At 61.7% G+C, this 20,325-nt stretch carries 17 protein-coding genes and 2 pseudogenes; 15 read left to right on the top strand and 4 right to left on the bottom strand.

Going from position 1 to position 20,325, the window contains the following annotated elements; genetic code table 11:
* Window positions 1–59 precede the first annotated feature (59 nt).
* Entirely contained in the window at window positions 60–785 is a 726-nt protein-coding gene (locus ACMYSO_RS03760; protein WP_434669389.1) for a polyphenol oxidase family protein, read from the top strand.
* A gap of 16 nt (window positions 786–801) precedes the next feature.
* Here ACMYSO_RS03760 and ACMYSO_RS03755 read toward each other — a convergent pair whose 3' ends face one another.
* Together ACMYSO_RS03755 and ACMYSO_RS03750 are read right to left on the bottom strand one after the other, a co-directional pair.
* Entirely contained in the window at window positions 802–2,382 is a 1,581-nt protein-coding gene (locus ACMYSO_RS03755) for a rhodanese homology domain-containing protein (protein ID WP_434669388.1), read from the bottom strand.
* Between the two features lies 1 nt (window position 2,383).
* Window positions 2,384–2,980, bottom strand: a complete 597-nt coding sequence (locus ACMYSO_RS03750) for a cysteine dioxygenase (RefSeq protein WP_434669386.1) — start codon at window positions 2,978–2,980, stop codon at window positions 2,384–2,386.
* 107 nt (window positions 2,981–3,087) lie between these two features.
* Between ACMYSO_RS03750 and ACMYSO_RS03745 the strand changes: the two genes are divergently transcribed.
* From ACMYSO_RS03745 to ACMYSO_RS03715, 7 genes and pseudogenes are all read left to right on the top strand, one after another.
* Window positions 3,088–3,981 carry a LysR family transcriptional regulator gene (locus ACMYSO_RS03745; protein WP_434669385.1) on the top strand — a complete coding sequence of 298 codons (894 nt, stop codon included), beginning with the start codon at window positions 3,088–3,090 and terminating at the stop codon, window positions 3,979–3,981.
* Window positions 3,982–4,124: 143 nt separating this feature from the next.
* Window positions 4,125–5,211 (top strand): annotated as a pseudogene (locus tag ACMYSO_RS03740) (LLM class flavin-dependent oxidoreductase); the annotation flags it as partial.
* 1 nt (window position 5,212) lies between these two features.
* Window positions 5,213–6,367, top strand: coding sequence for an acyl-CoA dehydrogenase family protein (locus ACMYSO_RS03735; protein WP_434670731.1), 1,155 nt, complete (start codon window positions 5,213–5,215; stop codon window positions 6,365–6,367).
* A 14-nt stretch (window positions 6,368–6,381) separates the two neighbouring features.
* A complete protein-coding gene (locus ACMYSO_RS03730) occupies window positions 6,382–7,356 on the top strand; it encodes an ABC transporter substrate-binding protein (protein ID WP_434669384.1) in 975 nt (324 codons plus the stop codon).
* Window positions 7,353–8,390: an ABC transporter substrate-binding protein gene (locus ACMYSO_RS03725; RefSeq protein ID WP_434669383.1), complete on the top strand. Its 1,038-nt coding sequence runs from the start codon at window positions 7,353–7,355 to the stop codon at window positions 8,388–8,390. Before ACMYSO_RS03730 ends, ACMYSO_RS03725 begins: the two co-directional genes overlap by 4 nt.
* Window positions 8,371–9,367, top strand: a pseudogene (locus ACMYSO_RS03720) (ABC transporter permease). Before ACMYSO_RS03725 ends, ACMYSO_RS03720 begins: the two are co-directional and overlap by 20 nt.
* Window positions 9,361–10,149: an ABC transporter ATP-binding protein gene (locus ACMYSO_RS03715; protein WP_434669382.1), complete on the top strand. Its 789-nt coding sequence runs from the start codon at window positions 9,361–9,363 to the stop codon at window positions 10,147–10,149. Before ACMYSO_RS03720 ends, ACMYSO_RS03715 begins: the two are co-directional and overlap by 7 nt.
* An 82-nt stretch (window positions 10,150–10,231) precedes the next feature.
* On the opposite strand, the gene ACMYSO_RS03710 is transcribed toward ACMYSO_RS03715, so the two are convergent.
* Window positions 10,232–12,394, bottom strand: a complete 2,163-nt coding sequence (locus tag ACMYSO_RS03710; RefSeq protein WP_434669381.1) for a TonB-dependent siderophore receptor — start codon at window positions 12,392–12,394, stop codon at window positions 10,232–10,234.
* A gap of 424 nt (window positions 12,395–12,818) precedes the next feature.
* On the opposite strand from ACMYSO_RS03710, the gene ACMYSO_RS03705 reads away from it, so the two are divergent.
* The 5 genes from ACMYSO_RS03705 to ACMYSO_RS03685 are packed head-to-tail and all read left to right on the top strand — an operon-like array spanning window position 12,819 to window position 17,573.
* Window positions 12,819–13,640 (top strand): ABC transporter ATP-binding protein, encoded by an 822-nt coding sequence (locus ACMYSO_RS03705; protein WP_434669379.1) that lies wholly within the window; start codon window positions 12,819–12,821, stop codon window positions 13,638–13,640.
* Window positions 13,637–14,659, top strand: coding sequence for a FecCD family ABC transporter permease (locus ACMYSO_RS03700; protein WP_434669378.1), 1,023 nt, complete (start codon window positions 13,637–13,639; stop codon window positions 14,657–14,659). Before ACMYSO_RS03705 ends, ACMYSO_RS03700 begins: the two co-directional genes overlap by 4 nt.
* Window positions 14,656–15,708, top strand: a complete 1,053-nt coding sequence (locus tag ACMYSO_RS03695) for a FecCD family ABC transporter permease (protein WP_434669377.1) — start codon at window positions 14,656–14,658, stop codon at window positions 15,706–15,708. Before ACMYSO_RS03700 ends, ACMYSO_RS03695 begins: the two co-directional genes overlap by 4 nt.
* 15 nt (window positions 15,709–15,723) lie before the next feature.
* Entirely contained in the window at window positions 15,724–16,677 is a 954-nt protein-coding gene (locus tag ACMYSO_RS03690) for an iron-siderophore ABC transporter substrate-binding protein (protein ID WP_434669376.1), read from the top strand.
* Window positions 16,674–17,573: a MurR/RpiR family transcriptional regulator gene (locus tag ACMYSO_RS03685; RefSeq protein WP_434669375.1), complete on the top strand. Its 900-nt coding sequence runs from the start codon at window positions 16,674–16,676 to the stop codon at window positions 17,571–17,573. The genes ACMYSO_RS03690 and ACMYSO_RS03685 overlap by 4 nt, the downstream gene beginning before the upstream one ends.
* 27 nt (window positions 17,574–17,600) lie before the next feature.
* Here the strand turns inward: ACMYSO_RS03685 and ACMYSO_RS03680 are convergent, their stop codons facing one another.
* The gene (locus tag ACMYSO_RS03680; RefSeq protein ID WP_434669374.1) at window positions 17,601–18,806 is read right to left on the bottom strand and encodes an MFS transporter; all 1,206 of its coding nucleotides are present in this window, start codon (window positions 18,804–18,806) and stop codon (window positions 17,601–17,603) included.
* Here ACMYSO_RS03680 and ACMYSO_RS03675 point away from each other — a divergent pair.
* Both ACMYSO_RS03675 and ACMYSO_RS03670 read left to right on the top strand, forming a co-directional pair.
* Window positions 18,795–19,145 carry a hypothetical protein gene (locus ACMYSO_RS03675; RefSeq protein WP_434669373.1) on the top strand — a complete coding sequence of 117 codons (351 nt, stop codon included), beginning with the start codon at window positions 18,795–18,797 and terminating at the stop codon, window positions 19,143–19,145. The genes ACMYSO_RS03680 and ACMYSO_RS03675 overlap by 12 nt on opposite strands.
* On the top strand, window positions 19,117–20,274 hold the full coding sequence (locus ACMYSO_RS03670) for a M20 aminoacylase family protein (RefSeq protein WP_434669371.1): 1,158 nt from the start codon (window positions 19,117–19,119) through the stop codon (window positions 20,272–20,274). The genes ACMYSO_RS03675 and ACMYSO_RS03670 overlap by 29 nt, the downstream gene beginning before the upstream one ends.
* The last annotated feature ends 51 nt before the right edge of the window (window positions 20,275–20,325 follow it).

Here is a 20,325-nt window from a genome sequence, read left to right as displayed (position 1 = left end):
TGCGTTGCGTCAGACTTTGGCCTAGGGTAAATCATCCTCCATCGATACGTTCTGCCGCCATGTCCTTTCACTCCCGTTTACTGAGCGATATTCCCGGCATTCGCTATGCCTTTCTTGACGTCCATGAAACCGCCGCCTTTCCCTATCACGAGATGGCGCCGGTGAAGCTGGTGCATGGCAATGTGGTGCATCACTACCAGGCGCCGCTGGCGGAGCGTCCGCACGCCGATGCGGTCTTCACCGAACGCGGCGGGCAAAAGGTCGGGGTAGTAACGGCGGACTGCCTGCCGATGCTGATGGCTTCTCGCGATGGGCGCTTTGTCTGTAGTGTCCACGCCGGCTGGCGCGGTGCGGCAAACGGCATTATCGCCAATAGTCTTGACTGCTTTGCGCAACAGGGCGTTGCGCCGGAAGAGGTGGTGGTGGCGATCGGGCCGCATATTCAGGCCTGCTGTTATGAAGTGACCCCGGATTTTTATCCGCAGCTGCTGGCAACGCCGGCTGGCGAACTGGCCAGCCAGCACAGGGCGCGGCTGTTTGCGCCGCGGGATGAGCACGCCGTTGGCGCTGAGCAAGCCCGGGCCACGGGGCCGGACAATCAGTGGTTCGATCTGCGAGCGTTCGGCCAGCTGCTGCTGGACCATGCCGGAGTGCCCGAGCGCAACATCGAATGGCTGGGGAGCTGTACCTACTGCACGCCGCAATCGTTGGGATCGTTCCGGCGTCGCACCCACTTCCCGGCAGAGAAAACCTTCCAGTACTCGTGGATTATGCGCGACGCCTGATGCCCCGGAGGTTAGCTTAGATCACCCGAAAGCCGTGGGTGCCGTCGAGTGCCAGCTGGTCGACGAGACCATACTCCCACTCCAGGTAGGCCGCCATTGCTTCGCGGGGGTTATCTGTACCTTCATAGGGCCGACGATAGCGATCGCGACGCGGGGTGGCTAGAGCGGTCTCTCCCTGTTCCAGCGGGCGTCCGGCGGCAATCCACGCGCTGGTCCCGCCGCGTAGCACCTGCACCGGTTTGCCGGTCAACGCCGCCACCTCGGTGACAGCGTAACGGGCCAGCAGGCTGCTGCCGCAGGTCAGTACGTAGCGGCTGGCGGGCGGAATGGTCTTCAGAGCCTGCTTCAGCTGCGAGCGTACCAGCCAGTAAGCGCCCGGGATATGCCGTGCCACGTAGTTGGCGCTGGTGGTGAAATCGAGCACCACCGTGCCCGGCGTCTGCAGCTGCGCTGCCAGCTGCTCGTCGTCGATCTCATCCGCCTGCGGCGCCGGCGGCACGCTGGCGGCCGGCACGCCGCGTTCGCTAAAGTGGGCGGCGCTCAGACCGTGCAGGACCGCGGTTTCCCAACCCATCTGCGCCAGCCACGAGGCGCTCATCGCGGCACGCACGCCGTCATCATCCACTAGCACAATGCGCGCCCCGCGTACGCTGGCGTGGTGATCGGTCTCCTGCACCAGCTGGCCGCCTGGGGCGCTGAGGCTGCCTGGCAGATGACCATCGGCATACTCCTGGGGGCTGCGAACGTCGAACAGGTAGGTGGTGCGGTCCGGCTGCTGCTGCCAGCGCTGGAGCGTCGGGAGATCGATAAAGGTCACGCCGGCACGTTGTGCCAGCTGGTTAGCCTGCTGCAGACGCGCGCTTGAGGCCAGCGTTTCGTTGGCATAGCGACGCTGCTGGTCGTGTTCGAGGGGCAGTCCGGCCAGGGTCCAGCCGATGGTGCCGTTACGCAAGGCGTAGACCGGGTTGCTTATGCCGGCGTTGATCAACGACTGGGCGCCGATAATGCTGCGGGTCCGGCCCGCGCAGTTGACCACGATCGGCGTCTGGGTTGAGTTCACCAGACCTTCAATGCGTAGCGCCAGTTCGCCGCCCGGCACGCTGATGCTGCCGGGAATGCTCATGGTGTGATACTCATCGAAGCGCCGGGCATCAACGATTAACAGCGGCTCCCGGGCATCGATCAGCGTGTTCAGCGCCTCGGCGGTGAGCGACGGGGTATGGCGCACGCTCTCTACCAGCTCGCCAAACGCTTTACTGGCGGAGTTCACATCCTGGAACAGCTCACCGCCGCTGCGCTGCCAGCCGCTCAGGCCACCTTCCAGCAACGTGACATCCTGATACCCCCACTGACGCAGGCGTTGGTACGCCGATGCGGCCAGGCCTTCGCCATTATCATAAACGGTTATTGGGGTGGAGAGGCGCGGCACCCGACGATGGATCTCCAGCTCCAGCTTGCTCAGCGGCAGATTGGCGGCGAACAGCGGGTGCGCATCGGCGAAATCGGCCTCTTCACGCACATCAATCAACGCCACTTCGGCGTGGTCGAGCAGGGCCTGGCGCACTTCAGCGGCCTGGCGATACAGATAAACGGGCATATTAATTATCCTTCGAGAAATCCCAGAGATTGGGGAGGTGGCGATTGGAGTAGCCAGAGATAAACGGTTTGACGAGGCCTTCCGGGGTGTATACGGCCCGTTTCACGGCGCCAATATTGCCGCCGTAGACATGAATGCTGATGGATACCCCGTCCGCCAGGGCATTGCTGACCCGGTGAATATCCCCGTCCTGAGCAGAGACTTTTTCTACCTCGCCGGGGGAGAGTCGCGTGGCAATCCCGTCCGCTACCGGCTGCCCCGCGCCATTTAGTCGATAGCGCTGATTCTCCTCCGCGCCGCGCAGCATGCCGATGGCGCCCCACACCCGGTGATCGTGAATTGGCGTGGATTGTCCCGGGCCCCAGACAAAGCTGACGATCGAAAAACGTTGCCCGGCGTCAGCGTACAGCAGGTATTGTTGGTAGTGGTGAGGGTGCGGCAGGCTGTACTCTTCCGGTAGCCAGTCGTCGTGTTTCACCAGCAGCGCCAGACGCAGCGCCACCGCGTCGAGCAGCGGCGAGGAAGAGGAGAACTCGCGATGCAGAGCATCAACCTCTTGAATAAAATGACGTAATTTTTCCAGTCGTGGTGCGGTCATGAGCGGTTCCTGTCAGAGGGACTGGTCATTACGCTAACAAAGGCGTTAATATTATTTAAATGCAATTTACGCATATATTAATATGCAAAAATCACATTAAGGATTCTATGCGCATCGACGACATTGACGCACTGCTGGCAACGGTCCAGTTTTCCTCCCTCAATCAGGCGGCGGACTATCTGGGGATCACCCAGTCGGCCATCACCCGTCGGCTGCAGCGTCTGGAGCAGACGCTGGATGTCACCTTGCTGGAGCGCCAGACCCGGCCGCTGACGCTGACCGCCACCGGCCACCGGGTGTATGAGCAGTGCCTGAGCATCAAGCGAGAGACCAAAAAACTGTACGGATTGCTCGACCCGGAGGCGGAGCCGCACGGTATCTTGCGCCTTGGGGTGCCGCAGAGCGTGGCGGAGATCGCCCTCCAGCCGGCGCTGCTGGCGCTACGTCAACAGTTTCCACAGCTGCAACCTCAGGTTACCTGCGGCTGGAGTGGGCTGCTGCAAAAGCGGCTGGAGAGCGTCGAGCTCGACGGGATGCTGGCGATGGGGCCGGCGCAGCAGACGTTTGCCGACGGCTACAGCGGGCGGCTGCTGTGCCCGCTGGATATCGTGGTGATTGCCGCGAAAAGCTTGCGTCTGCGGGCGGCGGAGCTGCGGGATTGCGCGGCGCAGGGCTGGGTACTCAACCCCGACGGCTGCGGGCTGCGTGCGGGGCTAATCCGCGAACTGCAGGCCCAGGGGCTGCGGCTGCAGCTGAACGTCGAAACCGCGGGCGCCCGGCTGCAAATTGGCCTTGTTGCTCAGGGGCAAGGACTCGGCCTGGTGCCGCGGGCGGCGCTGGTCGCCAGCCCGTGGCGCGATGAAGTGACGGTGCTGACGCTGGCGGATTTTCAACCGGCGGTGTCGCTGTGGCAGGTCAACGCGCATAACCTGGTCAATCTGCAGCAGCCCTTCACTTTTTTTGCCGGAAAAGTGGCGCAGCAGCTACAGCTATCTGACTGAAAGTATTATAAAAAAACTTAAATGCAATTTTTGCATATTAAGATATGATAAAAATGCATTTTGCTCATTGAATGCCGGTGTATAGGGTAACGACAGGTGCCGCCGCGGCGGCCAACCGTTATCCTGACACAAGGAGTTCAGTTATGAGCATTCAGTTTCTCGGCATGATTGGCCATCGCCTCTCATCCGAAACCATCGCCCCGGTCGGCCCCATCTTTGACCGCGATTATATCGTGCGCTTTGCGCAAACTCACGAAGCCGCCGGGTTCGATCGTCTGCTGGTCGGCCATTGGTCCGATCAACCTGACGGCTTTCTGGTGACCGCGCTGGCGGGCCTGTCGACGCAGAAGATTGGCTACCTGCTGGCCCACCGTCCAGGGTTTGTCTCGCCGACGGTCGCCGCCCGTAAATTTGCCACCCTCGAACACCTGCTTGGCGGGCGTCTGGCGGTGCATATCATCAGCGGCGGTAACGATGCCGAACAGCGCCGGGACGGCGACTATCTCGATCATGACCAGCGCTACGCCCGGACGGACGCTTTCCTCGAGACGGTGCGTCAAATCTGGACCGCCGAGCAGCCCGTGGATATCGCCAACGACTATTATCAGGCGCAGCAGGCGTGGTCGGCGATCCGCCCGCTGCAAAAACCGCATCTTCCCATCTATTTTGGCGGTTCTTCCGAAGCTGCGCTGCGGGTCGCCGGTAAGCACGCCAACGTCTTTGCCCTGTGGGGCGAGTCGTTAGCGCAAACGGAAGAGACAATCCGCCGGGTGCGGGCCGAAGCGGCCAGCCACCAACGCGAGATTGATTTCAGCGTCTCTTTCCGGCCGATCGTCGCCGATACCGAAGCCGAAGCCTGGGAGAAGGCCGAACACATTTTGCACGTCGCGACCCAGCAGGCGGCGCAGGCGGGTAACGGCTTTAAAGCCAAACCTGACAGCGTGGGGGCGCAACGTCTGCGGGCCACCGCGGCCCAGGGCAATGTCGTGGATACGCGGCTGTGGACCGGGATCGCCAAACTGGTCGGCGGCGGGCATAACTCGACGGCGCTGGTCGGCACCCCGGAGCAGGTCGCCGATGCGCTGCTGGAGTACTACGACCTCGGGGTTCGCAACTTCCTGATCCGCGGTTTCGACCCTCTCAATGATGCCCAGCAATATGGCAAAGCGTTGCTGCCGATTACCCGGGAGAAAGCTGCACAGCGCGCCCTGCAGGAGCGCGCATCGTGACCATTGCAGGCCAATCGTCAGCGCAGCCGACGAGCGACTGGGCGCAGCAGCTGACCACCATTCGCCAGCAGATAGCGGAGCAGGCGGCGGCCCTTGACCACAGCGGCGACTTTCCCGCAGGGCCGCTGGCACAGCTCCAGCAGGCCGGTTTTCTGAGTCTCGCGACGCCGGTGCAGTATGGTGGGGCGGGCGCCGATTTACCGCGTCTTCAGCAGGCGATCGCCGCTATCGCGTGGGGCGAGCCGGCAACCGCGTTGATTGTCTGCATGCAGTATATCCATCATCTGCGACTGGCGGAAAACGACGGCTGGGCGGAACCGCTGCGCCGCCAGGTCTTTCGTGATGCGGTGGAACAGGGGGGGCTTATCAACAGCCTGCGGGTCGAGCCGGAGCTGGGTTCGCCGGCGCGCGGCGGACTGCCGCAGACGGTTGCCGAACGCACTGCTGACGGCTGGCGGTTGAACGGACACAAACTGTATACCACCGGCATCGAAGGGCTGAGCTGGCTGGCTATCTGGGCGCGCAGCGACGATGCCGAGCCGCTGGTCGGCACCTGGCTGGTGCCGCGAAATAGTGACGGTGTCACTATTATCAAAAGCTGGGACCATGCCGGCATGCGTGCTACCGGTAGCCACGAAGTGGTGCTGAAAGATGTGGTGATCCCCCGGGACCATGCGGTGGATATCTGGCCGCTAAGCGCTCCGCCCGCCACGGATGCCGAAAGCGTGCGACGTTTTGCCAACCGCCAGACCGCCTTACTGGCGGCCATCTATGACAGCGTGGCCCGCGCGGCGCGCGACTGGTTGCTGGGGTGGCTGCGTTCGCGCACGCCGGCCAATCTCGGAAAGCCGCTCTCCACATTGCCGAGAGTACAGGAAAAAGTCGGCCAGATAGAGAGCTGGTTACTGACTAACCGCTGCCTGCTTCAGCAAGCGGCCGGGCTGGCGTTTTCCACCAGCGACGCCGGCCTGGCGAAGGTCACCATCACTGAAAACGCCATTCAGGCGGTCGCGCTGGCGCTGGAGCTGACCGGTAATCATGGCCTGAGTCGGCAGCATCCTCTGGAACGTCACTATCGCAACGTGCTGTGCGCACGCGTGCATACGCCGCAGAACGACAGCGCATGGCTGGCGGCAGGTCAACACGCTTTTCACTGATAAGGATAATGTCTATGGGCAAACCCACTCTCACCCGAATCGCCGGGGCATTGATGCTGCTGGCGCTCAGCGGCTATGTGACGGCGCAGGAGCGCATCACCTTGCGGATCGCCGACCAGAAAGGCGGCATGCGCTCGCAGCTTGAAGCGGCCAATGCGCTGCAAAACCTCAACTATGACATCAAATGGGCCGAGTTCCCGGCCGCCGCGCCGCTGGCGGAAGCCCTCAATGCCGGCGCGGTGGATGCCGGGATTATTGGCGATGCGCCGCTGCTGTTCGCCCTGGCCAACGGGGCGCCGGTAAAAGCCATTGCCGTGGATAAAAGCAACCCGGCAGGCACCGCCGTGCTGGTGTCTCCCGGTAGTCCGCTGAAGGATGCCGCGGATTTAAAAGGCAAGCGGATCGCCACCGGCAAAGGGTCGATCGGCCACTTTGTGGCGTTGAAAGCGTTGCAGCAGGCCGGGATTTCGCCGAAGGACGTGCAGTGGGTCTTCCTCGGTCCGGTGGATGCCAAGGTGGCGCTTCTCAACGGGTCGGTGGACGCCTGGGCGACCTGGGAGCCCTATACCACCCAACTGGTGAAAACCGCCGAGGGGCAGATTCTGGTGAGCGGCAAAGGGCTGCTGCCGGGCAATACCTTCCTGGCGGCTACCGACGAGAGCTTAAAGGACCCGGCGAAGCGGGCGGCGCTGCAGGATTATCTGACTCGTCTGGCAGGGGCGGAACGCTGGGCATACGCCAACCTCGACAGCTATGGCAAAACGCTCGGCGAGATCATTCGTTTCCCGCCGGAGATTGCCCGGGCGCAGTTTGCCAACCGCCAGTCGCAGTGGCAGCGTCTGGACTCCCGTACCGTGGAACAGCAGCAGGCGACCGCCGATTTTTACCAGGCCAACGGCCTGATCCGCACAAAGCTCGACGTCAGCCCGACGTTTGACCTGACGTTTACGCTGCCGGACGTTCCCGCCGCCCAGGAGACCACACCATGAGCCAGCACCTTTTCTCGCGTCGTCGTTTTTTACAACTGACCGGCGGCAGCGCGCTGGCCGCGGCAGCGTGGCCGCTGTGGGCGCATGATATGGCGGCGATGGCTGACAGCGGTGAAAATCTTGCGTTGCGACTGCCCCAGCCCTACAAGCTGAAGCTGGCGATCAATAAGAGTGCGGTGTGTCTCGCTCCGGTGGCGGTTGCCGAACAGCAAAAATTCTTCAGCAAATACAATCTGGACGTGGAGTTCGTCAACTTTGGCAACTCGACCGACGTCCTGCTGGAGGCGATTGCCACGGGTAAAGCCGATGCCGGGGTCGGGATGGCGCTGCGCTGGCTGAAGGCGCTGGAGCAAGGGTTTGACGTCAAGCTGACCGCCGGAACCCACGGTGGCTGCCTGAATCTGCTGACCGCCAAAAACTCGCCGTTCAACGGCCTCGGGAGCCTGAAGGGGCAGACCATCGGCGTCACGGATATGGCCGGCCCGGACAAAAACTTTTTCGCCATTTTGCTTAAGCGCCACGGCATTGATCCGATCAGCGACGTGCAGTGGAAAGTCTATCCGGCGGATCTGCTCAGTATTGCGCTGGATAAACAGGAGATCGCCGCCATCAGCGGTAGCGAACCGTTCAGCTATCGTCTGCTGCAAAGCGGCAAGTATCAGCTGATCGCTAGCAACATGACCGGCGATTACGCCAACCTCAGTTGCTGCGTGCTAGGAGTGAGCGGGGCGTTGGCTCGTGACCATCGGCCAGTGGCTGCGGCGTTGACCCAGGCGATCCTCGAAGCGCACAGCTACGCGGCGGCCCATCCGGAAAGCGTGGCCCAGTCGTTTATGGCCCATGCCTTAAATACCGATGAAGCCGAAGTATCGGGCATTATTCACGGCCAGGGCCATGGACATCACGCGGTCGGGGAGGCTTTTGTCAACGAGTTGACCCAGTACGTCACCGACCTGCAACGGGTGCAGGTGATCAAACCGGGGACCGATCCTCATCAGTTTGCGGAGAGTATCTATGCCAACGTATTCGCCTGAACGGCGGTTGCCGCTGGCCGGGGCGCGTTATCCTCAATGGGGCGAAGGATGGCTGGCCGCCGCGCTGTGGCTGGCGGCAGGCGGCTTTACCCTCGCCTGGCCGGATGCCGGACGGCGCTGGCCCTACAGTGAGGCCTGGGCGCTGATGCAGTTCGGCCTCGCCGGCGGGTTGCTGGTGCTGGCGCTGAGCTACCGCTACTGGCACCCGCGGGGCGCCCGTTTGCTGCATGCTGGTAAATGGCTGGCGCTGCTGCCGTTGCTGTTTGTCCTGTGGGAGTGGCTGACCGCCAAAACAACGATTCTGCCGGTGCCGTTTTTTGCGCCGCCGCAAGCGCTGATTGGCGTGCTGGTGGAGGACTGGCCGCGTCTGCTGGACAGCCTGCTGCACTCGCTGGGGCTGTTGAGCCTTGGCGTTCTGCTCGGCACCACCTGCGGTTTTATCAGCGGGCTGGCGATTGGCTGGTCTCAGCGGATTGGCTACTGGCTGCATCCGGTGCTGCGCCTGCTGGGGCCGGTTCCGTCCACTGCGCTGCTGCCGCTGTGCCTGTTTATTTTCCCCTCAAGCTTTGGTGCAAGCGTCTTCCTGATAGCCCTCAGCACCTGGTTTCCGGTCACCGTGCTGACCTGGTCGGGGGTAGTGAGCATCGATAAAGCCTGGTATGACGTGGCGCGGACGCTGGGGGCCAGCCAGCGCTTTCTGATCCTGCGGGTGGCGATCCCTGCGGCGTTGCCGAACGTCTTCGTCGGGCTGTTTATGGGGCTGGGGGCATCGTTTTCGGTGCTGATCGTCGCCGAAATGGTGGGGGGTGAAAGCGGGGATCGGGTTCTATCTACAGTGGGCGCAGGGCTGGGCCGCCTATCCCAATATGTACGCCGCGCTGCTGGTGATGGCCTTGTTATGTTCTGGCCTGATCAGCGGCCTCTTTCTGGTACGCGACCGACTGCTGAAATGGCAGCGAGGAGGAATGAAATGGTAGCGCTGGCACAGACCCGGATCGCGGCAGCATCAGGAGCGGCAGTTGAGATCCAGCATCTGCAACATGCTTTTGCCCTCGGCAACGCGCCGGTACCGGTGCTGCAAAATATCAGCCTGCAGCTGCGTGCCGGCGAGAGCGTGGCGCTGCTCGGGCCTTCGGGCTGCGGGAAATCCACGTTGCTGCGGCTGCTGGCGGGGCTGGAGCCGTTGCAGGAAGGGCAGATCCGCATCGATAACGCCCCGATGCCTGGACCTGGACCGGAACGGATTCTGGTGTTTCAGGACCCGACGCTCTACCCGTGGCTGACGGTGCGGCAAAACGTGCTGCTCGGGCCGCAAGCGCAGGGTAAGAAGGGCTGGGAAGCCCGGGCCGATGCGCTAATTGCCCGCATCGGGTTACAGGGCTTCAGCGAGGCGTGGCCGCGACAGCTCTCCGGCGGGATGGCCCAGCGCGCCGCGCTGGCGCGGGCGCTGCTCAACGAGCCTCGTCTGCTGCTGCTGGATGAGCCGCTCGGCAAGCTGGACTCGTTGACCCGCATCAGCATGCAGCGCGAGCTGATTGGCCTGTGGCAGCAGCAGGGCTATACCAGCCTGCTGGTGACTCACGACATCGAAGAGGCGCTGCTGCTGTGTGAACGGGTGCTGGTGATGTCGCCGCGCCCGGGGCGAATCATTGCGGAATTCACGCTGCCGCTGGCGTTTCCACGCCATCGTGACAACCCACAACTGCTGGAATACCGGCAGAGTATTTTGCGTATTCTCGGGCAGGAGGAGGACTGGTAGCGTCAGGTCGGCGGGAAAAACAGGCCCGGACGGGCCGCCGTTTACCATCAACAGCGGCACGGTCCGGGACAGGGTGACGGGCTCAGAAGTCCATTTTTACCGTGAACTGCACTTCGCGCGGATCGCCAATCTGGTTGCCCAGGTTGTTGGTGGCGATGGAGGAGGTGTAGTAGGTCTTATCAAACAGGTTTTTCACGTTCACCTGCAGGGTGACCGGGTACTGCAGTTTCATCTTATAGGCGGCAAAGACATCGGCCACCGCGTAGCCCTGCAGATAATAATCCGCGCCGTTGGTACCGGAGCGTTTGCTGACCGCACGACCACCGCCGCCGACGGTCAGGGTATTGCTGTCGTAGACGTTATGGATGTCGTAGCTCAGGAACAGAGAACCGGTGTGTTTTGGCACATTGGGCAGCGGCTTGCCGGCGTAGTCCGGATCGTCAAGCACCTTGGCGTCGGTGTAGCCGTAACTGGCGATAACGTTGAGGTTGTCGGTGATCGCGCCGGCCAGATCCACCTCGACGCCGCGAGAGCGCACTTTGCCTGCGGTCTTAGCAACGGTTTCATCGCCGACGCTTTCGGTGTACAGCACGTTGCGTTTATGAATATCAAACAGCGCGATATTGGCGGTAATGCCGTTTAACAGATCAAACTTCGCCCCGACCTCATAGGAGGTGGACTCTTCCGGCGGCAGGTTGCCAATGTAGCTGGCGATCGACGACTGCGGCATAAACGACTGGGCCACGTTACCGAACAGCGACACGTTTGGCGTCAGTTTATAGACCAGACCAAACTTCGGCGTCCATTTCTGATCGTTGCTGTCGGTGTTGACGTTAAACGGTCGACCCTTGCCCGCATACTGGGTGTAGTACTGATAGCGGACCCCGGCGACGGCAATCCAGTTATCGGTCAGATACAGTGCGTCCTGAACGTAGGCGGCGTAGCTTTCCTGCTGGATGGTCTGATCGCTATCTGACGCTGACACGGTGTTGCAGGTACCGACCGTACCGTATACCGGGTTGTAGATATTGAACCCTTTGACGTTTTTGCAGCGAATCATGTCGGTACGCAGCAGATCGTAATACTCATAGGCGACGCCGGTGAGTACTTCGTTATAAAAGCCGCCGACGACCACGTTGCCCTGGAGATCGGCTCGGGTCGAGTGCATTTTCTGCGTCGAGCCGTGGGTCGCATCGACGCGGCGGGTCAGATCGCCGGTGGCTGAATCGTAGGCCATGACCCGCGCCTGGTTATCGTTGTAGTGATCCTGGCTGTAGCTGTAGTCGAAGCGGGCGGTCCAGGCGTCGTTCAGACGGTATTCGGCATTCAACTGCGCCAGATCGGAATAGCCGTCGGTAATGTTAAACGACTCGTCAAAGCGCGTTTTCCGATCGACGTTGACCGCATGGCCGGTATTGAGATCGAAGATGGTTCCGCGATCGAACGGCGTATTGTAATCGCGGTGCGAGTAAGAGACGTTCACCGTCGCGTTGTCGCCAAACCAGGTCAGAGAAGGGGCGATAAAGCTGCTTTTCTCTTTGCCGAAGTTGCGCCAGTAATCTTCATTTTGATACTCACCGATGATGCGATAGGCCAGACGGGTCCCTTCGATAGGGCCGGTCACGTCGAACTGGCCGGTTCCGCCGCCGAAGCTGGTGGAGGTCGCGGAAATCGAGCCGCCGAAGGTGCGCTCCGGGCGTTTCGTCACCACGTTAATTAATCCGCCGGGATCCAGAATACCGTATAGCGTCGACGCCGGGCCTTTCAGCACTTCGACGCGCTCGGTGGCGGCGGTGAAGCTGCGCGGCAGGACGGTACGCAGGCCGTTAGTCATGATCGAACCATCACGGTTGGCGCCAAACCCTCGGCGGGTAAAGGCATCCTGCGTGCCGCCCAGCGTATTGGTCTGAACGACGTTGGCGACGTTATACAAGGCCTCGTCGAGGGTGGTCGCGTGCTGGTCTTCCAGCACCTTATCGCTGACGGTATTCACTACCTGCGGAATATCCATCAGCGGCATCGACGTTAGCGTCGCGGTTGAACTGCTCACCGGCTGATAGCCGTTGGTCGCAGGCTGCTGCGACTTGTCGGCGACCACGGTGATGGTTTCATCTGCGGCGGTTTTATCGCTGGTGGTGCTGTTTTCTGCTGCAACTAATCCCGGTGAGGCAAAGGAACCTAAAAATATCAGTGAAAAAAGTGCGCGCCCTTTCAGCGTAGTGAAAGGGATCGTTGATTGAGTCATTATCTGTTTCTCGTGAACGCATCTGCCCTTTGCGGACAGAAAAGCCAATTAAATCATTGCCCTTAATAATATTATCTGCCCGTTGTTCGCGATGATTTGCGTTCAGGCATGTAATTGAGAATCATTCAATCACGAGGGAATGTAGTAGTAAATGTTATGTAACATAAAAAAATTGCCGCCCGCTAATGCACCTGTCTTGCCCCTGGATTGCGTTGAGTATTCTGTTTAAAGCATTGTTTATTAATGTTTAAATTGGTGTCGTCGACCGTGGCTTATTCCGTAGTGATGACGAGGGTTTCCTGAAGCGTTTGGCTATTGACTACTACATTCATCCGCCGCATGATCAAAAGAGAATGAGATTTATTTTTGTTTGAGTGCGAACGTGCGGGCCCAATGCCACGCCGTTGCGGCGCAGGAGCGAGTTATGCCACAGCGGGTGATGCCTGCAGAGCAGGGGATCGTACTGGATGCCCTGTCGGCCGGATATGGCCAGACCCTGATTGTCGACGATATTCATCTGACGATCCCTCACGGTAAAATGACGGTGCTGGCTGGGGCCAATGGTTCCGGTAAATCCACGCTGTTGTCGACCATCGCCCGTATGCTGAAACCGCTTGGCGGCAGCGTTCGCCTGGACGGTCAGTCCATTCATGAGATGCCGACCCGGGCGGTTTCACGCCAGTTAGGCATTTTGCCGCAGTCGCCGCTAACCCCGGAAGGGCTAACGGTGTTTGAACTGGTTTCGCGCGGGCGCTATCCCTGGCAGGGGTTTATGCGCCAGTGGTCGGATGCCGACCAACAGGCGGTGGAAGAGGCGATGGTGCTCACCGGCACTACGGAATTCGCCTGTCTGCCGGTAGACAGCCTCTCAGGCGGCCAGCGGCAGCGCTGCTGGATAGCCATGGCGCTGGCCCAGCAAACGGCGACCATTCTGCTCGACGAACCCACGACCTGGCTCGATCTGCGCTACCAGGTCGATATCCTTGAACTGCTGCAAACCCTGACCCGTGACCACGGGCGTACGGTGGTCACGGTGCTGCACGACCTGAACTTCGCGGTCAATTACGCCGATCTGCTGGTGTTTCTCAAACAGGGACGGATCGCCGGTGTGGTAGGAGAAAACGAACGCTGCACCCCGGCGCTAATCAAAACCGTGTTTGACGTAGAGGTCCAGATGTCCCTCAACCCGCAAACCGGCAAACCGTTCTTTATGCCGTTCCGCTCGTCGCAGGGAGCGGGGCAATGAGTGCCGCCGCGCTGACGCTGCCGCGCCGTCGTCAGTCGCGCCCGCTGCTGGCGTTTATCCTGCTGATGATGCTGCTGACCGGGGCCTCAGTGGTCCATCTGGGGCTTGGCGCGCGCTGGATTGCTCCGCAGACGATCCTGCAGGCGCTGACCCATTTCGATCCGCGAAATTTTGACCATCGGATCATCGTCGATCTGCGGCTGGTACGCCTTCTGGCGGCGCTGCTCACCGGGGCGGTGCTCGGCGTAGCCGGGCTGTTGCTGCAGACGGTTATTCGTAACCCATTGGGTGAACCGCATATTCTGGGCCTGAACGCCGGCGCATCGCTGGCGGTGGTCGTTACCTCCGCGTTGGGTCTGGGCGGGCTGGCGTGGGAGCGTCCGCTGATTGCCGGCTGCGGCGCAGCATTGCTGTTTGGCGGGGTTATGCTGCTGGCAACCTCCGGGCGCGGCGGGGCAACGCCGTTGCGCATCACGCTGTGCGGCGTGGCACTTTCGGCCTTTGCCTCTGCGGTAACCGCGGCCATCCTGATCCTCGATGAACAGACGCTGCTGGCGATGCGTACGTGGCTGGCGGGCGATCTTGCCGGGCTGAACGGCGCCATCCTGCGTTCGGCGGCGGTGCCGGCGTTGGCAGGTGCGCTGCTGGCGCTGTTTATTGCGCCGCGGTTGAATATTCTGGCGCTGGGCGAGAACGTGGCGCTGGGGCTGGGGGTGAAAATCGTCCAGACCCGGCTGCTTGGCCTGGCGGCAATTGCCTTGCTGTGCGGCTCGGCGGTGGCGGTGGCCGGGCCGATCGGCTTTGTCGGCCTGGTGGTCCCGCATATTGTGCGCCGGCTGATCAGCGAAGATCTGCGTCTGGCGTTGCCGCTGGCGGCCCCCGTCGGGGCGCTGGTGCTGGTGGTCGCCGATATTGCCGCGCGCACTCTCGTCGCGCCGCAGGAATTGGCGACCGGGGCGATGACCGCGCTGGTGGGAGCCCCGGTATTTATCTTTATTGCCGCGAGATTTTTTAAATGAAAGACGTTGCCGCTCACGCCGGTTTTCGCCCGCTGCGGGTCGGGCCCTGCCAGCTGTTAATCCGCCCGGCGGCGCTGAAAATCGCCGGCGTGTTGATTGTCGCGATCCTGCTTCTGGCGAGCTTTGGCCTGGCGCGCGGTAGCTTTCCGCTGCCCACCGGCACCCTGGCCCGGGCGCTGTTCGCTCCGCAAGCGTTGGCGGAGCAACCGCGCTTTATCCTGTTTGATATCCGCCTTCCCCGGCTGTTGATGGCGCTGCTGTGCGGGGCAATGCTCGGCCTGGCGGGCGCGGCGATGCAGAGTATCACCCGCAACGGTCTGGCCGATCCGGGGCTGATTGGCGTTAAAGAGGGGGCCAGCGTGGTGGTGCTGGCGCTGATTTTGTTTTTCCCGGCGGTGGGGCTGGTCTGGCGGCCGCTGGCGGGGATCGTCGGCGGGCTGCTGGTGGCGCTGCTGGTACTGGCGCTGGCCCGCGACTGCGCACGCCCGCGCTTTATTTTGATTGGTATCGGCGTCTCCTGGACACTGGCGTCGGCGGTGGGCATTTTCATGACCACTGCCGATGTCCGCGATGTGCAGACCGCCATGATCTGGCTGGCAGGAAGCCTGCATGCGGCAACCTGGCCGTTGCTGGCAGTGGCGCTCATCTGGGCGCTTCCTGGCGCACTGATTCTGTTGCTCACTGCCCGGGCAGCGGACGTGGCACTGCTCGGGGATCGTACAGCCGTCGGTCTGGGGGTGCGGCTGCAGAGCCTGACTCTGCTGCGCTTTTTCGCCCCGGTGTTGCTGACCTCCGCCAGCGTCTCCTGCGTCGGCAGCCTGGGGTTTGTTGGGCTGATGGCACCGCATATGGCGCGCTTTGTGCTGCGTGGTGGCCAGGTGGCGCTGCTGTGCGGTAGCGCATTGATCGGTGCGCTACTGGTGTTGCTGACCGACACCATCGGGCGTCTGGCCTTTGCGCCATTGCAAATTCCGGCCGGGATCGTTATCGCCCTGGTTGGGTGTCCGTTTTTTATCTTGCTGCTGTGGCGTCGTCGTGACGCCCTGTAATGTTGAAGGGTTGCTATGCGTTGGTTGATCTCTTTGTTGTTGGTGGTGGGCGCTGCCGCTGGCGCCGCCGAGCGTCAGACTCAAACATTTACCGACGATCTCGGTCGGGTGGTGACGGTACCGCTGCATCCGCAGCGCATTGTCTCGATGCACGACCTCGATATCACTATCCCGCTGATTGAGCTTGGGGTACCGCCGGTGGCCAGCCACGGGCGGACTCGCCCGGACGGCAGCCATTTTCTGCGCTCCAGCGCGCAACTGACCGGCGTCGATTTCGATAACAGCACCATTCAGTTTATCGGCACGGCGGATATCGACCTGGAAGCGGTGGCGGCGGCAAAGCCGGATCTGATCATCACCGAACCGAGTCGTCACGTTTCCGTCGAGCAGCTGCAGAAGATTGCTCCGACGGTCAGTATTGACCACCTGCAGGGCAGCGCGCCGCGTATTTACAGCAAGCTGGCGCAGCTAACCGGCAGCGAAGCGCGGCTGGCGATCCTCGAACGGCGCTATCAGGCGCAGATCGCTCAGCTTAAAGCGATGGTCGACACTCAAAACATCAGCGTGTCGGTGATTCAGGCCAACAACGGTAAAGTGACCGTGCACCACTCGTATCATGCCCTGGGGCGGGTGCTGCGCGATGCCGGCTTCCGATTCCCGCCGCTGATCGACAAGATTCCCGACGGGCAGCGCATTGACGTCAGCGCCGAACAGCTGCCGGAGCTGGATGCAGACTTTGTCTTTGCCACCTGGCGCTCGGATACCGGAGGGAAACCGCAGGACGAGCTGCAGGCGATGGAGGCGGTGATGCCCGGCTGGTGCGACTTTATGCGCGCCTGTCGTACCGGACGCTATATCCTGCTGCCGCGCGAAGAGGTTATCTCTAATTCGTTTGCCGCTCTGAGTCTGATGGTGGCGCAGGTGCAATCGCATATTGCCGGACGGCCTCTGCCGGCGGGGCTGAAATGAAAGCTACGGTGAAAAAAGAGAAAGGGCGGGTTGACCTGTTTGGCGACCGTTTCCGCGCCCGGGCGCACCAGCTGTCGCCGCGTCTGCTGGCGGTGGTCAGCTATATCAACGAAAACCGCGAAGTAGTGCTGGAGCGCACGGCGATGGAGATTGCTGCCGCCACCCACACCTCGGACGCCACGGTAGTGCGGGCGATTCAGGCGCTGGGATTTGCCGGGCTGCGCGAGCTGAAGCAGACCATGGAGCGCTGGTTCGGCCCCTCGGTCACCTCGTCGGAGAAAATGCTCTCCACGGTCAATGCCCTCTCAAGCGACGTCAATTCGAGCATCGATTTTGTGCTTGAGGGGCATCAGCGCGCCTGCGAGGTGCTGTCCCGTCCCGCCAACCGGGCCGCCGTCGCCCAGGCGGTGGCGCTGCTCAGCGAGGCGCGGCAGGTGGCGATTTTCGGCATCGGGGCCTCGGGGATTCTGGCGGAGTATACCGGGCGACTGTTTAGCCGCATCGGCTTACCTTCTTACGTCATGAACCGGACCGGATTCAGCCTGGCCGAGCAGCTGATCAACCTGCAACGCGGGGACGTGATGATTATGATGGGGCAAAAATCGCCGCATCGCGAAGGGATGACCGCGCTGCGGGAAGCCCGACGGCTGGGGATCCCGACGATTCTGCTGACCCAGGCGGTGGATTCACGCTTTAGTCAGGAGGCGCAGGTGGTGATTGACGTACCGCGCGGCGGCGATAATGGCCGGGTGCCGCTGCACGGTACGGTGCTGGTGTGTCTTGAGATGCTGGTGCTGTCGGTGGCGACCACCTCGCCGCAACGCACCATCAAGTCGATGAAGCGCATTAACGAACTGCACAAGGCGATTGGCAAGTCCGGCGGCAAACGCGGCTAAGCGGAGCTCCCGCGTAACCAGCGGCGATTACGCGGTGGCCGGCTCTGCATCATCGTCGTCGTCGCTATCCTCATTGGCTGTCGCCAGCAGCGACTGTTCGGTTTTCCCCAAACACTGAATCAGCAGGAACAGCCCGCCGCTGGCCAGCAGGGTGATCAGTAACCCGTCATAGCCCGACACGCTGATCACCAGACTGCTGATGACCGGCCCGGCCACGCTGCCTGCCGACCAGAAGAATCCCAGCAGCGCATTTATCATGATCAGCTTTTGCCCGTTGAAGGTCTTCCCGGCCCGCACCAGCGAGAGGGTGTACAGCGCTCCCGCCGCGGCACCGAGCACCAGGCAGCCGACAATCAGCTGAACGGGCGATACCAGCAGGAACGGCAGCGCCAGCAAGGCGAGGCAGAACACCGCGGCGCAGCTGAGATGCACCCGACGGATGCCGAAGCGGTCGGCCACCCAGCCCAGCGGTGCCTGGAACAGGGCATCGCCGGTTAAGACGATGGTCACCAGCAGCACCGCCATCGCTTCGTTTAGCCCTTTATCCATGCCGTACAGCGGCAGCAGCGCCAGAATGCTGGCATCAAAGAAGGCAAAGCAGAATACCCCGGAGGCCAGTACCGGCAAGAACGCGCCGAGGCTGCGCCAGCTGGCTCGCTCTGACAGGGTTTCGCGGCTGCCGGTTGGCAGATGGCGCAGCATCAGCAGGCAGGCGGCAGTGAGGACGACGACCGCCACCAGCACCCAGATTTGATATTCGCTGCCGGCGGAGATCAGCAGCGGCCCCGCCAGTTGGCAGCCGGTGAAGGCCGAGGCATAAATGCCGGTCAGCGTTGCGCGGTTTTTGCCCTCCGCGCCGCCGGTGATCCAGCTTTCGCCGAGGACGATAATCACCCCGGACGCGATACCGGTCAGAAAACGAGGCAGCAGCAGCTGCATCAGATCTACCGTCAGGCAGGAGGCTATCGTTGCCAGCGCTAACAGCAGAAGGCTGGCGCTCAGCAGGTGGCCCATCTCAAAACGACGGCACAGCGCAGGGGAGAGGAACGACGAGAGCATCATGCCCGCAGGCGGCAGCGCGGCCAGCAGGCCGACGTAGACGGTGTCGGTCTGTTGCTGGGCAAGCTCAAGGCTGATTAACGGCACCGTATAACCGGTGATAAATCCCACTAATGACGCGGCCATGATCATCGCCAGCGTGGGGGCAAGGCGATTCTGGTCTTGGTTAAACATTTTATTCCCGATAACGGAAGTCAACAGGTGGATAATCCGGCAGATTGCCGACAGGCCTGCATATTAATTAATCGTATGGCGGATGTCACCGTTGAAATGACTACTATTATTGATACGCCAGCGCCAGCCGTTGGCAAAACGCCGGGTTTGCACCTTCGGGGAGTGTTGTCAGCGCGCTGGCGAAAGGATATAACCAATAGTGCACTCCGCGGGGGCGGAGGCGTGCTGGCGGGTATAACAATCGAGGCCCGCATTATTATTCGTTCAGCTATGCGTTCAGCGTTGAAGCTGTGCAGGAAAGGAGCAAGACATGGCAGTATCGCCATCATCGATCGCTGAGGCCATTCGCTGGCGACGTGAATTTCATGCCTGCCCGGAGCTTGGCTATCAGGAACAGAACACCGCGCGCCGCGTCGCTGAATTACTGACCTCTTTTGGCCTGCAGGTGCATACCGGGCTGGCGGGGACCGGCGTGGTCGCCACCCTGGAGAACGGTCCGGGGCCGGTTATCGGGCTACGGGCCGATATGGACGCGTTACCAATTACCGAGTCCGGCAATCTCAGCTACAAATCGCGCAACCCTGGCGTGATGCACGCCTGCGGCCACGACGGGCATACCGCCATGCTGCTGGCGACGGCGTCGCACCTGGCGCAGACCCGCCGTTTTCGCGGCACGGTGCATTTTGTCTTCCAGCCGGCGGAGGAGAATCTCGGCGGCGCGCGCAAAATGGTTGAAGAGGGGCTGTTTGAGCGCTTCCCGATGGACGCCATCTACGCGCTGCACAACTGGCCGGGCCTGCCGTTAGGCCATGTAGCGGTCAACGAGGGGGCGATGATGGCTTCGCTGGACGCCTTTGAAATCACCCTGACCGGCAAGAGCTGCCACGCGGCGATGCCGGAAAGCGGTGCCGACCCGATCGTCGCCGCGGCGCAGTTGATCATGGCGCTGCAGACCATCCCGTCACGCCGCCTGTCGCCGCAGGAGTCGGCGGTGGTCAGCATTACCCAAATTAACGGTGGTGAAGCGATTAACGTACTGCCAGATAAGGTCGTGCTGCGCGGGACGTTCCGCTGCCTGAGCAACCAGGTTCGCGCCCGGGTGAAAGGGCTGATCGCGCACTATGTCGAGACCCAGCCGCAGGTTTCTGACGTGCAGGGGGAGATTGCCTGGTATCCCGGTTATCCGGTGACCCGGAACCATCCAGAGCAGGCGAAGAAAGTGCGCGAGGTGGCGATAGCCGCACTGGGTGAAGCGGCAGTGAACGGACAGATCAACCCGTCAATGGCGTCGGAAGATTTTGCCTGCATGCTGGAAGCCTGCCCGGGAGCCTATTTCTGGATCGGCACCGATGGTGAAATACCGTCAAAGCCGCTGCACAACGCCGGCTACGATTTTAACGACGAGCTGATAGCCCCTGGCGTGGCGATGTGGACAAGCCTGGTGGAATCGCTGCTGCCGGTTCGCTGAGACGCGCAACGGCGGAGGGAACAGGGAGAGGCGAGTCCTCTCCCTTTTTTA

Source organism: Klebsiella sp. B345 (assembly GCF_051131735.1).
Lineage (GTDB): Bacteria > Pseudomonadota > Gammaproteobacteria > Enterobacterales > Enterobacteriaceae > Klebsiella.
This window is presented reverse-complemented; position numbering and strand designations above follow the sequence as displayed.

What these genes read in the sequence shown, in the direction of transcription:
- ACMYSO_RS03695 (WP_434669377.1), top strand. Translation starts at nt 14,656, where the DNA reads ATGAAAGACGTTGCCGCTCACGCCGGTTTTCGCCCGCTGCGGGTCGGG.
- ACMYSO_RS03710 (WP_434669381.1), bottom strand. Translation starts at nt 12,394, where the DNA reads ATGACTCAATCAACGATCCCTTTCACTACGCTGAAAGGGCGCGCACTT.
- ACMYSO_RS03715 (WP_434669382.1), top strand. Translation starts at nt 9,361, where the DNA reads ATGGTAGCGCTGGCACAGACCCGGATCGCGGCAGCATCAGGAGCGGCA.
- ACMYSO_RS03725 (WP_434669383.1), top strand. Translation starts at nt 7,353, where the DNA reads ATGAGCCAGCACCTTTTCTCGCGTCGTCGTTTTTTACAACTGACCGGC.
- ACMYSO_RS03705 (WP_434669379.1), top strand. Translation starts at nt 12,819, where the DNA reads ATGCCACAGCGGGTGATGCCTGCAGAGCAGGGGATCGTACTGGATGCC.
- ACMYSO_RS03670 (WP_434669371.1), top strand. Translation starts at nt 19,117, where the DNA reads ATGGCAGTATCGCCATCATCGATCGCTGAGGCCATTCGCTGGCGACGT.
- ACMYSO_RS03750 (WP_434669386.1), bottom strand. Translation starts at nt 2,980, where the DNA reads ATGACCGCACCACGACTGGAAAAATTACGTCATTTTATTCAAGAGGTT.
- ACMYSO_RS03745 (WP_434669385.1), top strand. Translation starts at nt 3,088, where the DNA reads ATGCGCATCGACGACATTGACGCACTGCTGGCAACGGTCCAGTTTTCC.
- ACMYSO_RS03760 (WP_434669389.1), top strand. Translation starts at nt 60, where the DNA reads ATGTCCTTTCACTCCCGTTTACTGAGCGATATTCCCGGCATTCGCTAT.
- ACMYSO_RS03755 (WP_434669388.1), bottom strand. Translation starts at nt 2,382, where the DNA reads ATGCCCGTTTATCTGTATCGCCAGGCCGCTGAAGTGCGCCAGGCCCTG.
- ACMYSO_RS03690 (WP_434669376.1), top strand. Translation starts at nt 15,724, where the DNA reads ATGCGTTGGTTGATCTCTTTGTTGTTGGTGGTGGGCGCTGCCGCTGGC.
- ACMYSO_RS03680 (WP_434669374.1), bottom strand. Translation starts at nt 18,806, where the DNA reads ATGTTTAACCAAGACCAGAATCGCCTTGCCCCCACGCTGGCGATGATC.
- ACMYSO_RS03685 (WP_434669375.1), top strand. Translation starts at nt 16,674, where the DNA reads ATGAAAGCTACGGTGAAAAAAGAGAAAGGGCGGGTTGACCTGTTTGGC.
- ACMYSO_RS03730 (WP_434669384.1), top strand. Translation starts at nt 6,382, where the DNA reads ATGGGCAAACCCACTCTCACCCGAATCGCCGGGGCATTGATGCTGCTG.
- ACMYSO_RS03700 (WP_434669378.1), top strand. Translation starts at nt 13,637, where the DNA reads ATGAGTGCCGCCGCGCTGACGCTGCCGCGCCGTCGTCAGTCGCGCCCG.